Raw genomic sequence first — 18278 nt, 5'->3', positions numbered from 1 at the left:
TCGGCCCCGGTACCGCACCCGCTGCCTAAGCTGCATCGGCCCCACGGCAATGGGGAGGGGCCGGCCGCAGGCTTGTTGCATCGTCCCGATTGAGGTGTGTTGCTGCGGCGCGACGCGCGATGCGCGCGATGCCGCAGATGGCACGCTCCGGTTGGCGACCGTTTTTGCTGTGTTTGCCGTCACTGCTGTTTGTTTGTTGCCCGCTGTACCCGTTCCATCCACACCAAGCACCAACCTCGACGCGCCAGTCACTTCACTGGTTCGCGCTTTACCCCTGGGAGGGGGAAAGTCATGAAGACTCACCGCACCGTCTCCACCCTGCCGGCACGTAGCCTGTTGTGCTGCGCCCTGGCTGCCTCGTTGTTCGCCACCACCCCGGCCATGGCCCAGTCCAGCAACGCCACGCTGCGCGGACAGGTCGCTTCCGCACAGAGCGGCAGCGAGGTCGTCGTCACCAACCTTGCCACTGGCTCGGTGCGACGCGCACCGGTCAATGCCAACGGCAACTACACCATCGTCGGTCTGCAGCCGGGTACCTACAAGGTCGAATCCAACGGCGCCAGCCGCACGGTGACCCTGTCGGTGGCCTCCAGCGCCACCGTCGATCTCGGCACCGAGGCGGCCGCAGCACCCGCCGGCGACGCGACCACACTGGACACGGTGACGGTCAGCGCGCCGATGATTCGCGACGTCAAGACCTCCGAGGTAGGTAACACCATTTCGGCGCGACAGATCCAGCAATTGCCGCAGGCCACGCGCAACTTCCTCGAATTCGCCGATACCGTGCCTGGCATGGTGTTTCAGGTGGATGGCAACGGCAACACCAAGCTACGCGGTGGCGCCTCCAATGCCAGCGCCGGCAATCTGTATATCGACGGCGTCGGCCAGAAGAGCTATGTGCGCAGCGGCGGCGTTGCCGGCCAGAGCGACACCCAGGGCAACCCGTTCCCGCAGCTGGCGATCGGCGAATACAAGGTCATCACCTCCAACTACAAGGCCGAGTACGGCCAGATCAGTGGCGCGGCGATCACTGCGGCCACCAAGTCCGGCACCAACGAACTCCACGGTGAAGCGTTCTATCGCTACACCGACCAGGATCTGCGCGACAAGCGGCCCGACGAGGAAGCCAACGGCAAGATCGATTCGCAGACCAAGGAATACGGCTTTGCGTTGGGTGGGCCGATCATCCAGGACCGCATGCATTTCTTCGTTGCCTACGAGGGCAAGGAGAACGTCGCACCCAAGAGCGTGCAACCGAGCGCAGAGGCTGCCGCGTTTCTCAACCAGCTGCCTTCCGATCTGGCCAGCCAGTACGGCCCGGCCAACATGCCGTTCGAAGAAGACCTGTTCTTCGGCAAGATCGATTTCGAACCCACCGATCGCGATCGCATCGAGCTGAGCACGATCTATCGCGACGAGACCCAGACCGCCAACGTGGGCGGCACCAACACGCTCGCGCAAGCCACCGACAAGATCAACAAGGACAAGCGCACCAACCTGCGTTGGCAGCACAGTGCAGACAACTGGTTCAACGAGGTCATCGTCGGCACCGAAAACTCGGAGAACAACCCGACCCCGCGCACGCTGGGCAACGGCATCGTCTACACATATTTCCAGCCGCGTGCCGGCTCCACCGATATCGATGAGCGCACCTTCCTGACCACCGGTTCGGCCGGCGGCAGGAATGCGCAGCGCAAGAGCCAGAAGGGCTGGTTCCTGCAGAACGACCTGACCTTCACCAGCTTCCAGTGGCACGGCGAACACACCATCAAGATGGGTGTGAACTACAAGGACATCGAGCTGACCTCGCAGGACGCGGCCGCGCTGAATCCGCAGTTCAGCTACCGCGTCAACGGCGGCAGCGTGGAATCCACGCCGTATCGCGTCGACTTCATTGCGCCCTACACCACGCCCGGCCAGCGGGCGACGGTGGTATCGCCGTCCAAGCAGTACGGCATCTATCTGCAGGACGATTGGGCCGCCACCGACAAGCTGATGATCAACATCGGCGTGCGCTGGGATTACGAGGACACACCGGCCTACACCGACTTCGTGACCTCGCAGGCCTTCGTCGACGCGCTGTACGCCAACGATGCGGAAAACCCCGGTCAACCATGGGCCAACCGTCTGCTACCCAGCGGCATCAACGTGGCCGATTACATCAGCACCGGCAACAACCGCAAGAACTTCAAGGATGCCTGGGCTCCGCGCTTCGGTTTCTCCTACGACTTCTTCGGTGACGAGGCCGCCATCCTGCACGGCGGTGCCGCGCGTTCGTACGACCGCAACCTGTTCGAGCAGCTGGCCCTGGAAACCAGTAAGGCGGCGTTGTCGCCGGTCGCGGTGTATTTCGAAAACCCGGCAACCCAGCAGTGCTATCGCGCAGACCGCACGTGCGTTGCGTTCGACCCGCGTTACCTCAACGGCATCGATCAGCTCAACACCATTCCCGGTGTCGCTGGCAGCGCCGAGTTGTTCATGTTCAACAACAAGCTCAAGACGCCGTACAGCGACCAGTACAGCATCGGCATCACCAACCAGGTGGGCGACTGGCTGACCGATGTGACGTTCCAGCGCATCCTGAGCTACGACGGCTTTGCCATGGGCCTGATCAACCGCTATCCGGATGGCTCCTACTTCCAGAACGGCAACGTGCCGTGGGGCGAGCCGGTGCCGGGTTACCAGAACACCATTCTGGGCAGCAACGGCCTGGAGCAGCGCAACAGCCAGGTCCTGCTGTCGGCCGACAAGCCGTACACCAAGGAATCCGGTTGGGGCCTGACCCTGTCCTACACCCACACCAGCGCGCGCCAGAACCGCAACATTGATGAGCCGTACGGTTTCGACAAGGCGACCATCCGCGGCTATCCGTTCGTGAAGTCCGATGCCGTGGCCGCACATCGCTTTGTCGCTTCCGGTTCGATCGATGGTCCGTGGGGCGTCACCTTCGGTGCCAAGCTGGTGCTGGCAACGCCCGAGCCGATCAACACGATCGCCTGCTTCGGCTTCACCGATCCCGATGGCGCGACCTGCCAGCAGGTCGGTGTCACCCCGCCGGGCAGCGGCAAGTTCCTGGTCGGTGGCGATATCTGGGGCTACCGCACGGTGGACTTCCAGGCCACCAAGGAGTTCACCGTGGTCGGGGACTTCAAGCTCAACGCGCGCGTGAATCTGCTCAACGCCTTCAACTTCAAGAACTACAGCGCGTACGCCTACAACGGCTTCGGCAGCAACGGGCAGTTCGATCCGGACATCGCCATCAACACCAGTGGCGAAATCAACTACGTGCCGCGCAGTGTCGTGCTGGAAATCGGCGCCAAGTTCTGATTGGCCCCATCGCCACACGCGCCGACATGGGCGTGTGGTAGTTCGAACGGGGCCGGCTGGCCCCGTTCGTTTGTCCGTCCGCCATCTTTGCCCAGGAACACACAGGCATGATCCCCGCTCCCCTCCGCAACATCGTCATCGTCGGCGGTGGCACCGCTGGCTGGATGGCCGCCGCGGCGTTCGCGCGCGTGCTTGGCCCCGGCTTCAAGGTGCAGCTGATCGAGTCCGAACAGCTCGGCACCGTCGGCGTCGGCGAGGCCACCGTGCCGCACATCAAGGCCTTCAATAACCTGCTCGGCATCGATGAAGCCGAGTTCGTCCGCCAGACCCAGGGCAGCTTCAAGCTCGGCATCGAGTTCGTCGACTGGCAGCGGCCCGGCACGTCGTACATCCATGGCTTCGGCACCCAGATTGGGCACCCGCTCGGGCTGCTGCCGTTCCACCAGTACTGGATCAAGCAGCACGCGCGCGGCAAGGCGCAGCCGCTGGGTGCCTATACGCTCAACACCGTGGCCGCGGTGCGCGGCAAGTTCATGACCTCGGCCGGCGATGTGCCGGCCAATTCGCCGCTGGCCAATATCGCCTACGCATATCACTTCGACGCCACGCAGTACGCGCACTTCTTGCGCACTTACGCCGAACAGCGCGGCGTCACCCGTATCGAAGGCCTGGTCGAGCAGGTGCAGCTGCATGCGGACAGCGGCCACGTGCAATCGCTGCAGCTGGCCTCCGGGCAGGTCGTCAGCGGCGACCTGTTCATCGACTGCTCCGGCTTCCGTGGGCTGTTGATCGAAGAAGCGCTGCACACCGGCTACCACGACTTCACCCATTGGCTGCCCTGCGACCGCGCCCTGGCGGTGCCGAGCGAAAACGTCGGCCCGCCTACGCCGTATACGCGCTCCACCGCGCGCGCGGCCGGCTGGCAGTGGCGCATCCCGCTGCAGCACCGCACCGGCAACGGCTATGTGTACTCCAGCGCACACATCAGCGACGACGAGGCCGCCGCCACGCTACTGGCCAACCTGGACGGCAAGCCGTTGGCCGACCCGCGCCCGCTGCGCTTCACCACCGGGCGGCGCAAGCAGTTCTGGAACCGCAATGTGGTGGCGTTAGGCCTGGCCAGCGGCTTCCTGGAACCGCTGGAATCGACCAGCATCCATCTGATCCAGGCCGGCATTTCCCGGCTGCTGGAGCTGTTTCCGCGCGAGGGCATCAGCCCGGTGCTGGTGCAGCGCTACAACGACCGGCTGGCGTTCGAGTTCGACCGCATCCGCGATTTCCTGGTGCTGCATTACCACGCCACCGAGCGCGACGACAGCGCGTTCTGGCGGCACTGCCGCACGATGCCGATCACCCCGGAGCTGCAGACCACGCTGGACCTGTTTCGCGACAGCGGGCGCTTCTACCGCAATGCCGAGGAGATGTTCGCCGAGATCAGCTGGGTGCAGGTGATGGTCGGCCAGGGCATCCTGCCGCGGGGCTACCACCCGTTGGTGGACCAGGTACCCGATCACGACGCCGAACGCTTCCTGGCCAGCGTGGCGCAGACCATCGGCCACTGCGTGGACGTCATGCCGGCCCACCAGCAGTTCATTGATCGCTACTGCAAGGCAGCGGCGCCGCGTTGAGCGACGGCACCGCCGACGCAGTCGCTGCAAGCACCGATCGGCAGGCAAAAAAAAGGACCGGGCACAAGGCCCGATCCCTTCGAAAACCGGGACAAGCCCGGTGGACAATGAGTGGCACAGCTTCCGACTGACATCGGACGAGGGGCATCGTACGCAGGCTTTAACGTTAAAGCAACACTTTAATTCTATCGCTTTAACTTATTGATTTTGCTCGCTTGCACCATGCGCAGCGTGCACTATCCCCATGCTCCGTCAGTGCTGCTCCGCTCGCAGCACTGCCTGGATCTCTGCCTGGATCGCATTCGCCGCAGCGGCCGGATCGGCAGCCAGGCGGATCGGCCGGCCAACCACGATGGCATCGGCGCCGTCGTGGAAGGCCTGCGCCACACCCACGGTGCGTTGCTGGTCGTCGCCGACCGGGCCGCGGGGGCGGATGCCGGGGCAGACGATCGAAAACCCTGCGCCGGTGGCGCTGCGGATCGGGCCGGCCTCCTGGCCGGAGGCGATCACCCCGTCGATGCCGGCGGCCTGCGCGGCCAGCGCGCGCTCCACCACCACCTCCACCGGTTCGCGGTCGATGCCCATCGCCGCCAGGTCCGGCCGGCCCATCGAGGTCAGCACGGTCACCGCCAGCAGGCGCATGTCGCCGTGGTTGGCCTCGGCGGCGGCCTGCAGCATGCCGGCGTGCCAGCCGTGCACAGTGCAATAGCTCACCGGCCACTGCGCCAGGCGGCGGATGGTGCCGGCCACGGTGGCCGGGATGTCGAAGAACTTCAGGTCCACGAACACGCGCTTGTCGCGCCTGGCCAGGGCGTCGAGCACCTGGAAGTACTCGCCAGAGGCCAGCAGTTCCATGCCGATCTTGTAGAAGGACACCGACTCGCCCAGGCGGTCGACCCAGGCGATCGCCTCGTCGTGGCCGGGCACATCCAGCGCAAAGATCAACCGCTCATGCGCGGCCAGCGGCAACGGGGCGCGGCTCATCGGGCCACCTCCAGCGCGGCGCGCTTGGCATCGTGGCGCTGCTGCCAGGGCTGGGCATAATCGTTGTTGAACTGCGCCGGCTCCCAGCCGCCGTAGCTGGGGTTGGGCAGCATCCACCAGCGCTCGCCGAACCAGTCGTGGTATTGCTGCAGCAGCGCGCCACGCGCCTGGCCGGTGTTGGCGGTGACCTGCACGAAGTCGCCCAACTGGTCGCCGAACTGCATCAGCACGCGGTACTTCTGGCCGGCCAACTGGCGCCGGCAGTTCTTCTCGCTGCCGTTCTGCTCGCAGCCCTGGACCACGGTGCCAAGGCCCAGAAACACACTGTCATCGGCCACCGGCAGCCCGACGCTGCGCAGGTTGGCAAGCGTGGCGTCCTTCAGGTGCACGGCGCGGTTGGAGATGTAGACCAGGGTGATACCGCGGGCGTTGGCGGCCTTGGCGAAATCCACCACGCCCGGGATCGCGGTGGCCTTCTTCTCCGCCACCCACTGGTCCCAACTCAGCTCGTCGTATTCCTTGCCGTCGCGCAGCAGGCGCGCCTGGTACGGCGAGTTGTCCAGCACCGTCTCGTCCACGTCCAGCACCACGGCCGGCTTCAGCCCGGTGGCGGCATTGCCGCGTTCCTCGGGCACCAGCGCGTCCCAGTTGGGCTGCTTCAGCGCAGCGTCCAGCTTGTCGGCAGCGGCGCGGTAGGTCTGCTCGGCCACGGCGCGGTATTCCTCCGAGCGCTGCATCCACAACACTGCGTTGAGGTTGTCGTCGCCAGCCGGCACGGTGGCGGCTGCGGGCGGCGTGGCGGTCTTGGCTGCGGCGGCGCCGGCGGCCGCATTGGCGGACACGGCGGCGTCCTGCGCGCGCTGCGCGAGCTCCTTATCGCCGGGTTTGCAGGCGCTCAGGGCCAGCGCGGTGCAGGCGAGCAGGGACAACGGGGCGTAAAGCGAGGGGCGCATGGCATCCACCAGGACAGGAGCGGCAATGAAGACCGCGATTTTAGCGGGTTCGCGCCGCCCCGCCCGCTCCGGCCGACAGCAGTGCTGCGGGCAGCGGCACGTGCGCACGCACGGCGACGTGGCCACCGTGGGATTTGCTGGCGTTGCACGCGTTTCATGCGCCTGCGACGACTGACGGCCGCTTCGATCCCGTTGCCGCTCTGGCTGCCCTGCATGGGATCGCGGCCTGAAGAACGCCAATGCAGGATCGGCATATGCTTGTGCGCTGATTGCCCCGGAGTCGCCCCCATGACAGATGCACCTTCCCCGCCCGTCCTCGATACCGCCCAGGCCCGCGTGCTTGGCTGCCTGATCGAAAAAGAGGCGACCACGCCGGATGCGTATCCGCTCACGGTCAATGCCGCGCAGGTGGCCGCCAACCAGAAGACCGCACGCGAGCCGGTGCTGAACCTGCAGACCGGCGTGGTGCATCACGCCCTGCGTCAACTCGAAACCCTGGGGCTGGTCCGCCAGCAGTTCTCCTCGCGCGCCGAGCGTTACGAACACCGGCTGGGCAGCGTGCTGGACCTGACCCGCCAGCAGGTGGCCCTGATCGGCCTGTTGCTGCTGCGCGGCCCGCAGACGCTGGGCGAGCTGTTCGCGCGTAGCGAGCGGCTGGCGCGCTTCAACGATGCCGACGACGTACGCCACCATCTGGACCGGCTCATCCAGCGCGGCCTGGCGGTGCAACTGCCGCGTGCCAGCGGCCAGCGCGAGGACCGCTACATGCATCTGCTCAGCGGCGAGCTGGATCTGGACGCACTGCAGGCCGCGGCGGCACGCGCTGCTCCAGGCCCCCGCAGCAGTGCCGACAGCAGCGAGCTGGAAGCGCGCGTACAAACGCTGGAAGCCACCGTCGCCGAGCTGCAGGATGCGCTGGCCGCCGTGCAGGCGCGCCTGGAGGCGGCTGGCGCCTAGCGCGACGGTCCGCACCTGGAGATGCCCGCTTCACATCGACCCCTGCGCGGGGCGCAAAGCACGCAACGACCAGCCAGACCGCCAGACGACGCGCAGGCCGCGCAGTGACGGCGCAGCGTGCGGCCGGCCCGCTTACGTCGGCGTATCCACCTCATCCCAGTCGGCGTCTTCGAAGTGCAGCAGCCAGTTGAGGGTGTAGTGACGCTCGTAGACCACGCCCGGCACGATGCCGGCCGGTGGCGGTTGCTCGCTCTGGCCGGCCTGGCGCACCGCCCAATGCAGGCGCAAGTGCCGGTCCAGCGCATCCAGCAGTTCCGGCACCGGTCGTAGCGTCAGCGACGGCCGCGTCGCGGCTTCGGCATGCTCCAGCGCGCGCTGGGCCGCCAGGGGCACATCACACAGGTCGGTCGGCTCCGGCAGCGCCTCGGCCAGCCCCAGGGCCCACTGCAGCACGGCCAGGCTCTCGTAGCGCCAGCCGAAGTTGGCGAGCTGCTGGGGCTCCGGCGCAGGCTGGGCAAAAAAGGCGCGCTCCTGCGGCGACAGTGCCGCCGCCACACCGGGCAGGCGGGTGTCCATCGCTTCCAACGCCGGTGGCGTATCGCCGGCGGCCAGCATCTCCGCGCGCAAGGCCGCCGCAAACAACGCCAGCATGCGCTGCGTCACCGCCGCCGCATCGCGCACTCGTGCTTCGGCCTCGCCAGGCACCGGCGGCAGGCTGGGGGGCACGCGGATGCCTTGCGCGGTCAGCTGCGCGAGTTGCTGCGCACGCCGCTGCAAGGCATCCGGCGGATACGGCACCTGCGCCTGCTCATCGATCGCCGGCTCGCCCTGGCCGATCAGCACCCGCCCGTGCGGATCGCGCACGCTGCCGTCGGCCAGGAAACACACCGCGTTGGCCTGCTCGGCCCACTGCGCCAATTCCCCGAAAGCCGCATCGTCGACCTCGAAAGTGAAATGCTGACGCACCCGCTGCACATGCCGCATCAGGTGATAGCGCGGTTGGGTCATCTGGCCGTCGCCGGCCTGACTTACGTAGCCGACGAAGCCATGCAGATGCGTGGCCAATTCCGGATCGGCGTGGTCGCGGTGCTGCACGGCGGCGCGCGGCAGGAAATCCGGCCACAACGGCTCGCGCAGCGTGGAATAGGCGTTGACCAGCAATGGCATGCAAGTGTCCTTGTTGAGGCGACGGACACAACGACGGCGCTCATCGCCAGGCAGGTGCGGTGCGGAGTCGCTGCGCCGCTCGTCCACCGAAGTGCCTGCGCGCCGTCCCCCCCCACGCTGACGACTGTTTGCTGCGTTGTGTCGGCCGCGTTCAGCGGTAAGAGTCGCCGCCAGGGTGCCGCAGGCCTGCCCGGCTGTCCATGTCGGCCGGAGCGAGCGCGATCGTGTAATACAGCACCGGATGGTCCTCCTGGCTCAACACGCGCAGGCCTTGCCGCTGCAATCCGAGTTTTTCCAGCGCGCGAATCGAATCGGCATTGTCCGGCGACACGATCGCGCACAGCTGCGGCAACCCCAGCACATCGCGCGCATGGTCCAGCACTGCGCGCCCGGCCTCGCTGACATAGCCCTTGCCGCGATGCTCGGGCAGCAGTGCAAAGCCGATATGCGGCATCGGCAAGGTATCGCGGCACAACAACCCCAATGTGCCGGCAAACGCCCCTTCGGCGCGCGTCTCCACCGCCCAGTGCGCAAAGCCGTATTTTTCCTGGTGCGCCTGCGCCCACTCACGCAGATGATCACGCGCCTGCTCGCGGGTGCGCACACCGCGGTCGTTGATGCCGGCGATGAAGCCGGGGTCGTTGACCAGCGTCAGCACTGCGTCGGCATCGCGCTCGGGATCCAATGTCCGCAGGCGCAAACGCGGGGTTTCGATCACGACAGTCACGGCGCACTCCGGCATCAGGGCAAACCAGACTGCCGTGCAGGCGTGTCGCTGGCAAGCCTGCGCGGTACGCAACAACCGCTAGTCGAACAACGCCTGGATCGCCGCCAAGCCCGCACTGGCGCGCTCTTTCTTGCGCTCGGCATCGGCCACTGGGTCGGCACCATCGCGCTGCAATTCTTCGGCCGGGATCTCGTCGAAGAAGCGGCTGGGCTTGAGCCGCACATGCTCGCCGAACTTGCGCGTCAGTTTGCTGTGGCTCATCCACAGCTGCTCCTTGGCCCGGGTGATGCCCACATACAGCAGCCGGCGCTCTTCCTGCAGGTTGCCTTCTTCCAGGCTCACTTCATGCGGCAGCACGCCGTCTTCGCAGCCGACGATGAACACATAACGGAATTCCAGGCCCTTGGACGCGTGCATGGTCATCATGCGTACCTGGTTGCCGCCATCGTCCTTGTCGTTGCGCGACAACAACGCCAGCTGCGCGGCCAGATCGCTGGCACTTGCACCACGCGGGCCGCCTTCGAACCACTCGGCCAACTCGTCCAGATTGCGCTTGCGCCGCTGGAAGCCGGTTTCGTCCTTGGACTGGTTGCGCAGGTCGTTGAGCAGGCCGGATTTGTCGGCCAGCATGCGTACCAGCTCCCCCGCCGGCAGCCTGGCCGAATGCTCGCGCATATCGCGCAGGATATCGGTGAACGCACTCAGGCCATTGGCCGCACGCGCCGGCAGGTGCTGCAGCGCGCCCATCGACTCGGCCGCGCGCGACATCGGCACCGACTTCGCACTGGCAAGCTCGGCCAGCCGCGCCAGCGAGGTCGCACCGACCTCGCGCTTGGGCGACTGCACTGCGCGCAAAAACGCCGCGTCATCTTCGGGGTTGACGATCAGCCGCAACCACGACAGCACGTCCTTGACTTCCTGCCGCTCCAGAAACGCAGTGCCGCCGGTCAGGTGATACGGCACGCGCAGCAGCTGCAGCGCCTTTTCCAGCGGCCGCGATTGGAAATTGCCGCGAAACAGGATGCAGAAATCGCTCCACGGCACCTGCTTGGCGGTACCCAGGAACGAGATCTCGGCGGCGACCTTTTCCGCTTCGTGCTCGCTGTCGCGGCATTCCCACACGCGGATGCGCTCGCCGTCGGCCTGGTCGCTCCACAGGGTCTTCAAATGCTCGTGCGGGTTGTGCGCGATCAAGGCATTGGCCGCACGCAGCACGCGGTTGGAGCAGCGGTAATTCTGTTCCAGCTTGATGATTTCCAGCGCCGGATAATCGCGGCCCATCTGCTGCAGGTTTTCCGGATTGGCACCGCGCCAGGCGTAGATGCTCTGATCGTCGTCGCCCACGCAGGTGAAGTTGCCGCGCGGCCCGGCCAGCATTTTCAGCAGCCGGTACTGCGCATCGTTGGTGTCCTGGCACTCGTCCACCAGCAAGTAGCCGATGCGCTCGCGCCAGCCCATCACGATCTCTTCGTTGGCCTCCAGGATCTGCACCGGCAGGCGGATCAGGTCGTCGAAGTCCACCGCGTTGAAGGTGGTCAGCCGCGCCTGGTAGCGCTCGTACAGGCTGGCGGCTTCCTTTTCGCGGTTGCTGCGTGCCGCCGCCATCGCCTGTTCGGGCGACAGGCCGGCGTTCTTGGCGCGCGAGATCAGGTTCTTGGCATCTTCGATCGCATCGGGCTTGGCGCCGTGCATCAGGTCCTTGATCTGGGCGGCGGCATCGTCGGAATCGAAGATCGAAAAGCCGCGCTTCAAGCCGGCAGCGGCGTGCTCGATCTGCAGGAACTTCAGCCCCAGCGCGTGGAAGGTACAGATGGTCAATCCATCGGCGCCATCGCCACGGATGCGCTTGGCCACACGCTCGCGCATCTCCTTGGCCGACTTGTTGGTGAAGGTGATCGCGGCGATGCGCTTGGCCGGATAGCGGCCGGTGGCGATCAGGTGCGCGATCTTCTCCACGATCACGCGCGTCTTGCCGCTGCCGGCACCGGCCAGCACCAACAGGGGACCTTCGCAGTGCAGCACTGCGGCGCTTTGCGGGGGATTGAGACCGTGCATAGAGGCTTCCAACAGAGCAGGTCATTGTACCGGCGCCGCGCCGGGCAGGCCTGCGCCGCCGGTTCATGCAGATGGCTGTCACCGCCGACCGCCCGGCCCGGTAAAATCCACCGATGGCCAAGCTCTACTTCTACTATTCGGCAATGAATGCCGGCAAGACCACCACCTTGCTGCAGTCGGCGCACAACTACCGCGAACGCGGCATGCGCACCTTGATCCTCACGCCCAAGCTCGATCACCGCGCCGGCAGCGGCGTGGTGGCCTCGCGGATCGGCCTGCGCGCGGACGGGCGCACCTTCGATCGCGGCACCGAGTTGCAGCAACTGATCGAACGCGACATCCAGGCCGAAGGCGCGCTGCATTGCGTGCTGGTGGACGAGGCGCAGTTCCTCAACCGTGGCCAGGTCTGGCAGTTGAGCGAGGTGGTCGACCGCCTGCGCATTCCGGTGCTGTGCTACGGCCTGCGGACCGACTTCCGCGGCGAGCTGTTCGAGGGCAGCCAGTTCCTGCTGGCCTGGGCCGACGAGCTGGAGGAGATCAAGACCATCTGCCATAGCGGCAGCAAGGCCACCATGACCGTGCGCGTGGATGCGCAAGGCCACGCGGTGCAGGACGGCCCGCAGGTGGAGATCGGCGGCAACGAGCGCTACGTGTCGGTCAGCCGCGCCGAGTTCAAGAAGATCATGCGTGGCGAAGGCCGCATCGACCCGCTGCAGATCGCGTTGCCGCTGCCGCCTGCGGGCTCGTCGGACAGGGAAACCGGCACGGGGACGGGCTGAAGAATTCAGCCGAAACGCTGTCGACGTATTGCCCCGGTATGCACGTGTGATGCGCCGCTAAACCCCTGCAGGCATTCGATCGCCGCTGTATTTCCGCTACACATCAACAGGCGTATCGTTGCCGTGCCGTTGCAGCGATCCACGCGCAACCAGGCGCAACCGCAGTCCTGTAAACTGGCGACCATCCATTTGTCGGGAGGCAATTCATGGGTCCGCTTCCTCCCGAGTTACGCGCAGATATCGCGCGTGTTGGCCGGCTATCGTCGGTCCCGGATGTCCTGACCATTCTCACCCGTCTGACCGGCATGGGGTTTGCGGCTGTTGCGCGCGTGACCGATACGCGCTGGATCACCTGCCAGGTCCGCGACGAGCTGTCGTTCGGCCTGGCGCCCGGCGACGAGCTGCCCCTGGTCACCACCTTCTGCGACAGCGTGCGTACCCAGGGCAACGCCTTGTGGTTCGGCCATGCCTCCGAGCACCCGGTCTTCCGCGATCACCCCACGCCGCGGCTGTACGGCTTCGAGAGCTATGTGTCGGTGCCGATCAAGTTCGACGACGGCAGCGTGTTCGGCACCTTGTGCGCGCTGGACCCGTTGCCGCGCGTCATGGACGCGCCGATGGTGGAAAAGGTCGAGCTGCTGGCGCAACTGCTGGCAGCGCAGATCCAGGCCGAGCAGCGCGCCGAAGAGAGCGCGCAGGAATCGCGGCGCGCACGCAGCGAGCTGGGGCGTATCGGCGCCTCCGCGCGCCTGCGCGAAGAATTCATCGGCATCCTTGGCCACGATCTGCGCAACCCACTGCAGTCCATGCATGCGGTGGTGGACATGCTGGCAATCGACCCGCTCAACCAGCGCCAGGGCGGCGCGATCCGGTCGATGCAGCGCAGCCTGCGGCGCATGGAAGAACTGATCGACTTCGCCAACGATTTCGCGCGCGGTATCGAACGCGACTGGCTGCAACTGGACTACGGCAACGGCAGCGACCTGCTCGATGCCTTGTCGCAGGTTGTCGATGAAACCCGCGCCGCGTATCCGAACCAGGTGCTGTCCACGCATGTGGCCATCGACGAGCCGGTGCATGGCGATGCGGTGCGCCTGGCACAGATGTTCGGCAGCCTGATGATCAACGCCGTGGTGCAGGGGCAACAGAGTTCGCTGATCAAGGCGGTCGCGGTCACCGAGCAGGGCCGCCTGCGCATCGAGGTCTGCAATCTGGACGGGATCGATCCACGCCGGCTCGACGTGCTGCAGGCCTCCACCCACGTGCACACCGGTGGACGCGCCTTGCCCGAAGTGGATCTGGGCCTGCACATGGCCGCCCAGATCGCCCGGGCCCATCAAGGCGAACTGCGCATCCTCAGCGGCAAGGACGGCACCTGCTTCCGGGTGGACCTGGCCTGCGTGCGTCCGCGTGCGCGCATGCAGTTGGTCAACAGCTCAACGTCGGCCTGAGTCCGCGGCGCCTGGGCGACGCATCGGCGACTGTGCGGCTGTAACGCAGCCGCGGTCGCCATTCGAAATCGGCGGCCTGTCGTCACTGCGCCATCCGAACCTGCCTGACAATCGCCCACCTCATCGGTCGCGCGACGTCCCTGTGCGCTAGTAGACCTTGCGCTCGCTCGCCGGTGGCGGCGTCCACTGGTATAGCCAGGTTTCGGTCAGCGGCTTGCCGTTGGCGCGCAGGAACAGGCGGATATCGATCTGCCGGGTGCTGTCATCCGGCGGCACCAGGTCGAACATCGCCCGATAGCCCTTGAGTTCATGCAGCGGACGCGCCGACACGATCTCGGTGCTGCCACGCGACACCTGGAGGATGGCCTCGACCTTGGCTTTGGGGTCCTTGGCCAACGCAGCCAGTTCGCCCCCGGCAAAATCCACCGCAAACCGCCACGAGAAATGGCTGCGCTTCTGCCCGACGATGCCGCCCAGGCCGGTGCGCGTGGCCACGCAGTGCGCCAGCGGCGAGCTGGCCGGCGGATGCGCGCCCCAATACAACCGGTACCCCATCAGCAACTCTTGCCCCGGCTGCGGTTTGTCCTGCGGATTCCAGAACGCCACGATGTTGTCGAAGGTCTCGTCCACGGTCGGAATCTCGACCAGTTGCACCGAGCCCTTGCCCCAGCCGTTCTTGGGTTCCACCCACAGGCAGGGGCGCTTCTCGTAGAACACGCCGTCGTCCTGATAATGGTCGAAGTTGCGATCGCGCTGCAGCAGGCCGAATCCGCGCGGATTCTCGTCGACGAACATGTTGAAGCGCAGCTGCGGCGGGTTGCACAGCGGCCGCCAGATCCACTCGCCGCCGCCGGTCCACATCGCCAGGCCATCGGTGTCGTGGATTTCCGGCCGCCAGTCCCAGTCCATGCGGCGATCGTTTTCGCCGACCTGGTACATGCTGGTGCATGGGCCGATGCCCAATCGCTCGATGGTCTTGCGCGGATAGAGCGCGCTGTCGATCTCCATCACCAGCACCTCGCCATTGGTGATGGCAAAGCGATACGCACCGGCAACGCTGGGCGAATCCAGCAGCCCGTACACCACCACGGTGTTCGAATCGTCGGCCGGCTGCTCCAGGTAATAGGCGATGAAGTCCGGAAACTCCTCCGGCCCGCCGGTGCCGGTGTCGATCGCCAGCCCGCGCGCCGACTGCCCGTACTGGCCTTCCTTGCCGACTGCGCGGAAATAGCTCGCGCCCAGGAAGGCCGAGAAATCGCGATCGGTGTCCTTGCGCGTATTGAGACGGAACCCGGCAAAGCCCAGGTCCTTGGGCAACTGCTTGCCGCCCAGCCCGCTGCTGCCGTAATCGAACGCCGCTGGGTCGTAGGCCAGCTGCTGCGCCTTGCCGTCGACGATGTCGTAGATATGCACGGGGGTGTGGAAATACAGCCCCAGATGGAAGAACTTCGCCTGGAACTTGCCGTTGCCGTCCGCCCATAGCGCATGGTCCTGGCGGTAGCGGATCGACTGGTATTGATCCCAGTTCAACGCCTCCAACGACCCCGGGAGCAGCTGCTTATGGCTTTTGTAAGGCGCCGTGGCCAACGCACGCGCCTGCCCCTTGAGCCAGCCATAGTCGAACGGCTGCGGCTGCCCCAGGCGACGCAGACCAACGGCCTTGGCCGCCAACGCCCACTGCGGCAGCGCCGGCAAACCGAGCGCGGCCAATGCGGCGGCGGCATTCTTCAGGAAGTGGCGTCGTTGCATGCGCATCGGTCTGCTCAGGGAATGGCCGCCATCATAGCCACAGCTCGGCGCGGAGGTGAATGCGGAGGTCAGGGCGCGGCAGACGAAGGCGCGCACGCATTGGTCAGCTGCAGCTCCTGCGCCTTGCTGCACAGGAACTGGTGTTGCGCCTGCTGCGCGTCGGGTCCGGTGTAGCGCAGCAAGGTCCATTGCTCGTTCGCCTGCATGCGCTCGTCCGGCGCCAGCTGCCGGTACGGCGCGTGCACTTCCATTTCCAGCAGCCCGCGCTCGGGATGCTGCGGCGGCGCGTCCAGATACAGCTCCACCTGCCCTTGCTCCGGATGGATCGCGGACAGCGGCTGGTGCGCAAAGCGGATCACCAGCACCTGGTCGCCCGCAAAGCCTGCCATCCAGCCTGCCGAAGGCTGCAACAACACCTTGCCACGCTGAATCAGCCCGTCCTGACGTGCATCGGCACGCAATGCAAACACGCCGCCGTGATGCCGGTAGGCCGGCGCAACCGTGCCGGCCTCGGTCGGCGGCTGGAGGCGAATGTCTGCCGCGTCGGCAACCGGTACGAAGACGCGCGTGCTCGCCGCGACACGCGTGTTGAACCACAGATCCCAGGCGATGGACTCGCTGCGGATGTTGCGGGCGGTGGCCTCCACCTCCACGGTATTGGCACGCGTGGATGAAAGAGCCACGCGCTTGCGTAGCTGCACGCCGGTGACCGGACTGGGCACGCCTTCCAGGATCAGGTGATCGCCACCACGTGTGACTGCACGTGTGGTTGCCAACGACAGATACGGATCCGGTGGCCAGACCGCGGTGGCCGCCTTGCGTGTCGGGTTGACCTGTTGATGCACCCACCACTGACTCTGCGGCCCTACCCAGACATCGTGGCCGAGGTACGGGATATCGCCTGCGATCGCGGACACTTCTGGCACGGGCTGCTGATCAACCGCCTCACCCGTCTTCAACACGTTGGGGTGTCCACGCAAATTAAAGGACAGCACGCGCCCACCGAACGCGGGCGTAGCACTGAGTTCAACAACCCCGTTGTGCAACTGGATGCGCTCAACTGCGGGTTTGGTGCTGGACGCAAGCTCATCCGCGCATGCGCTTGTTGCCAGTGGCAACGCTGATGCACCCACAAGCATGATCGGCATAAAGTAGCGCAGTGAGGCAGGCATGGACGACTCCAATCGCAGGACGTCACGATTGTGGCGCGATGCACGGCAACGCACCATCAAGCAATCGACCACTGCGGCTCCAAGCGCGCCGTTTGCTGTTATCCGAGGGCTACTGGCCAGCGGTCGTCACTGATCCAGAACTGGAGGTTGGTGTTTCGATCAGCGTGGGTCACCTGTCCGGCATTCAACGCTGGCAACTGCTGCACCACACCGTCGCGCGTTGCCCGATCGTGGCGTGTTTCAACACACGTCCACACTGCTTGCAGGCTTCACCCTCGCGCCCATACACCGTGAGTTCCTGCTCGAAGTAACCGGGTGCCCCGTCCGGGCTGATGAAATCGCGCAGCGTGGTTCCGCCGCGCTGGATGGCGTAGCCGAGGATGTCTTTCACTGCCGTGGCCAGGCGCCGGTAACGGTCCAACGATACTTTGCCCGCTTCGCGTAATGGGCTGATTCCGGCGCGATGCAGGCTTTCTGCCGCATAGATATTTCCCACGCCGACAACGACCGCCTGATCCATCAGAAAGGTTTTCACTGCCGCGCGCCGGCCATTCGCCAGTGCATGCAGATAATCGCCAGTAAATGCATTCGATAATGGTTCCGGGCCAAGTGCCGCCAGCAGATCGTGTACGTGCGTATCGTTTTGCCACAACAGGCAACCAAACCGACGCGGATCGTTGAAACGCAGGACACGGCCATTTTCCAGGCTGATATCCACATGATCGTGTGCCCGCGGCGGGGTATCGCCGGGTAAGACGCGCAGACTTCCGGACATTCCAAGATGCAGCAGCGCGCTGCCGCCGGCATCGGTATCGATCAACAGGTATTTGGCACGGCGACGCACATCGGTGATGGTCGCGCCGGGCAACAAGCGTTCGATCTGCTCAGGAATCGGCCAGCGCAGGTCGGGGCGTCGCAAGATGACGCCATGGATGCGTTGGCCGACCAGATGCGGAGCCAGTCCACGCAAGGTGGTTTCGACTTCGGGCAGCTCGGGCATGCAGGTCTCCAATTGGCCAGGCCGGCGGTGCACCGACACCGATTCAATATGGTGGCCAACGGCAGTAAATCCAGCTCGTCGCCCCAGTCTCGTTACGTTGCTCGATTGCGCCAGTGCAGCGTCCGAGTGTCTGATTGCCCTGGCGCTACTCGGCTTCAGCTCTGCCTTTGGCTTTGCTCTGGCTCTGGCTTTGGCCAGTTGGCTTAAATTTCGGACAAAAAGAAACCCTCAGTCCTATTGGACTGAGGGTTTCGGGTAAAGCCCCTGGCGATGACCTACTCTCGCATGGCTTGAGCCACACTACCATCGGCGCAGCTGCGTTTCACTTC

The 18278-nt window shown here is 65.6% G+C and carries 13 protein-coding genes and 1 other RNA gene; 6 read left to right on the top strand and 8 right to left on the bottom strand.

Annotation, left to right across the window (positions count from 1 at the left end; translation table 11 throughout):
• Window positions 1-291 precede the first annotated feature (291 nt).
• Both ABQ137_RS20135 and ABQ137_RS20130 read left to right on the top strand, forming a co-directional pair.
• Complete coding sequence (locus tag ABQ137_RS20135; RefSeq protein ID WP_024937641.1) at window positions 292-3327, top strand: TonB-dependent receptor domain-containing protein; 3036 nt, start codon at window positions 292-294, stop codon at window positions 3325-3327.
• A gap of 107 nt (window positions 3328-3434) precedes the next feature.
• Window positions 3435-4955 carry a tryptophan halogenase family protein gene (locus ABQ137_RS20130; protein WP_349783436.1) on the top strand — a complete coding sequence of 507 codons (1521 nt, stop codon included), beginning with the start codon at window positions 3435-3437 and terminating at the stop codon, window positions 4953-4955.
• A gap of 252 nt (window positions 4956-5207) precedes the next feature.
• Here ABQ137_RS20130 and pyrF read toward each other — a convergent pair whose 3' ends face one another.
• Window positions 5208-5939: an orotidine-5'-phosphate decarboxylase gene (gene pyrF / locus ABQ137_RS20125; RefSeq protein WP_349783435.1), complete on the bottom strand. Its 732-nt coding sequence runs from the start codon at window positions 5937-5939 to the stop codon at window positions 5208-5210.
• Entirely contained in the window at window positions 5936-6901 is a 966-nt protein-coding gene (locus ABQ137_RS20120) for an HAD family acid phosphatase (protein ID WP_024937644.1), read from the bottom strand. Before ABQ137_RS20120 ends, pyrF begins: the two co-directional genes overlap by 4 nt.
• 279 nt (window positions 6902-7180) lie before the next feature.
• On the opposite strand from ABQ137_RS20120, the gene ABQ137_RS20115 reads away from it, so the two are divergent.
• A complete protein-coding gene (locus ABQ137_RS20115; protein WP_160955252.1) occupies window positions 7181-7849 on the top strand; it encodes a YceH family protein in 669 nt (222 codons plus the stop codon).
• A 132-nt stretch (window positions 7850-7981) separates the two neighbouring features.
• Here ABQ137_RS20115 and ABQ137_RS20110 read toward each other — a convergent pair whose 3' ends face one another.
• Entirely contained in the window at window positions 7982-9016 is a 1035-nt protein-coding gene (locus ABQ137_RS20110) for a DUF4272 domain-containing protein (protein WP_349783434.1), read from the bottom strand.
• 70 nt (window positions 9017-9086) lie between these two features.
• Between ABQ137_RS20110 and ABQ137_RS20105 the strand changes: the two genes are divergently transcribed.
• Window positions 9087-9163, top strand: a non-coding RNA gene (locus tag ABQ137_RS20105) — sX9 sRNA.
• Between the two features lie 4 nt (window positions 9164-9167).
• Here the strand turns inward: ABQ137_RS20105 and ABQ137_RS20100 are convergent.
• Together ABQ137_RS20100 and rep are read right to left on the bottom strand one after the other, a co-directional pair.
• The gene (locus ABQ137_RS20100) at window positions 9168-9758 is read right to left on the bottom strand and encodes a GNAT family N-acetyltransferase (protein ID WP_349783433.1); all 591 of its coding nucleotides are present in this window, start codon (window positions 9756-9758) and stop codon (window positions 9168-9170) included.
• A 63-nt stretch (window positions 9759-9821) separates the two neighbouring features.
• Window positions 9822-11798 carry a DNA helicase Rep gene (gene rep, locus ABQ137_RS20095; protein ID WP_104601520.1) on the bottom strand — a complete coding sequence of 659 codons (1977 nt, stop codon included), beginning with the start codon at window positions 11796-11798 and terminating at the stop codon, window positions 9822-9824.
• A 113-nt stretch (window positions 11799-11911) separates the two neighbouring features.
• On the opposite strand from rep, the gene ABQ137_RS20090 reads away from it, so the two are divergent.
• The gene (locus tag ABQ137_RS20090; RefSeq protein WP_024937658.1) at window positions 11912-12577 is read left to right on the top strand and encodes a thymidine kinase; all 666 of its coding nucleotides are present in this window, start codon (window positions 11912-11914) and stop codon (window positions 12575-12577) included.
• 206 nt (window positions 12578-12783) lie between these two features.
• On the top strand, window positions 12784-14028 hold the full coding sequence (locus ABQ137_RS20085; protein WP_024937659.1) for a GAF domain-containing sensor histidine kinase: 1245 nt from the start codon (window positions 12784-12786) through the stop codon (window positions 14026-14028).
• A gap of 147 nt (window positions 14029-14175) precedes the next feature.
• Here ABQ137_RS20085 and ABQ137_RS20080 read toward each other — a convergent pair whose 3' ends face one another.
• From ABQ137_RS20080 to mutM, 3 genes are all read right to left on the bottom strand, one after another.
• A complete protein-coding gene (locus tag ABQ137_RS20080; RefSeq protein WP_126966967.1) occupies window positions 14176-15777 on the bottom strand; it encodes an OpgD/OpgG family glucan biosynthesis protein in 1602 nt (533 codons plus the stop codon).
• Between the two features lie 68 nt (window positions 15778-15845).
• Window positions 15846-16949, bottom strand: coding sequence for a DUF4380 domain-containing protein (locus ABQ137_RS20075; protein WP_184519747.1), 1104 nt, complete (start codon window positions 16947-16949; stop codon window positions 15846-15848).
• A gap of 184 nt (window positions 16950-17133) precedes the next feature.
• Complete coding sequence (mutM, locus tag ABQ137_RS20070) at window positions 17134-17949, bottom strand: bifunctional DNA-formamidopyrimidine glycosylase/DNA-(apurinic or apyrimidinic site) lyase (RefSeq protein ID WP_349783432.1); 816 nt, start codon at window positions 17947-17949, stop codon at window positions 17134-17136.
• Window positions 17950-18278 lie beyond the last annotated feature (329 nt).

This window comes from Xanthomonas sp. WHRI 8393 (assembly GCF_040203315.1).
GTDB lineage: Bacteria > Pseudomonadota > Gammaproteobacteria > Xanthomonadales > Xanthomonadaceae > Xanthomonas > Xanthomonas arboricola.
This window is presented reverse-complemented; position numbering and strand designations above follow the sequence as displayed.

Coding starts and splice junctions, on each gene's coding strand:
- ABQ137_RS20115 (WP_160955252.1), top strand. CDS start 7,181: ATGACAGATGCACCTTCCCCGCCCGTCCTCGATACCGCCCAGGCCCGC.
- rep (WP_104601520.1), bottom strand. CDS start 11,798: ATGCACGGTCTCAATCCCCCGCAAAGCGCCGCAGTGCTGCACTGCGAA.
- ABQ137_RS20085 (WP_024937659.1), top strand. CDS start 12,784: ATGGGTCCGCTTCCTCCCGAGTTACGCGCAGATATCGCGCGTGTTGGC.
- ABQ137_RS20130 (WP_349783436.1), top strand. CDS start 3,435: ATGATCCCCGCTCCCCTCCGCAACATCGTCATCGTCGGCGGTGGCACC.
- ABQ137_RS20090 (WP_024937658.1), top strand. CDS start 11,912: ATGGCCAAGCTCTACTTCTACTATTCGGCAATGAATGCCGGCAAGACC.
- ABQ137_RS20135 (WP_024937641.1), top strand. CDS start 292: ATGAAGACTCACCGCACCGTCTCCACCCTGCCGGCACGTAGCCTGTTG.
- ABQ137_RS20100 (WP_349783433.1), bottom strand. CDS start 9,758: ATGCCGGAGTGCGCCGTGACTGTCGTGATCGAAACCCCGCGTTTGCGC.
- ABQ137_RS20080 (WP_126966967.1), bottom strand. CDS start 15,777: ATGCAACGACGCCACTTCCTGAAGAATGCCGCCGCCGCATTGGCCGCG.
- ABQ137_RS20075 (WP_184519747.1), bottom strand. CDS start 16,949: ATGCCTGCCTCACTGCGCTACTTTATGCCGATCATGCTTGTGGGTGCA.
- pyrF (WP_349783435.1), bottom strand. CDS start 5,939: ATGAGCCGCGCCCCGTTGCCGCTGGCCGCGCATGAGCGGTTGATCTTT.
- mutM (WP_349783432.1), bottom strand. CDS start 17,949: ATGCCCGAGCTGCCCGAAGTCGAAACCACCTTGCGTGGACTGGCTCCG.
- ABQ137_RS20110 (WP_349783434.1), bottom strand. CDS start 9,016: ATGCCATTGCTGGTCAACGCCTATTCCACGCTGCGCGAGCCGTTGTGG.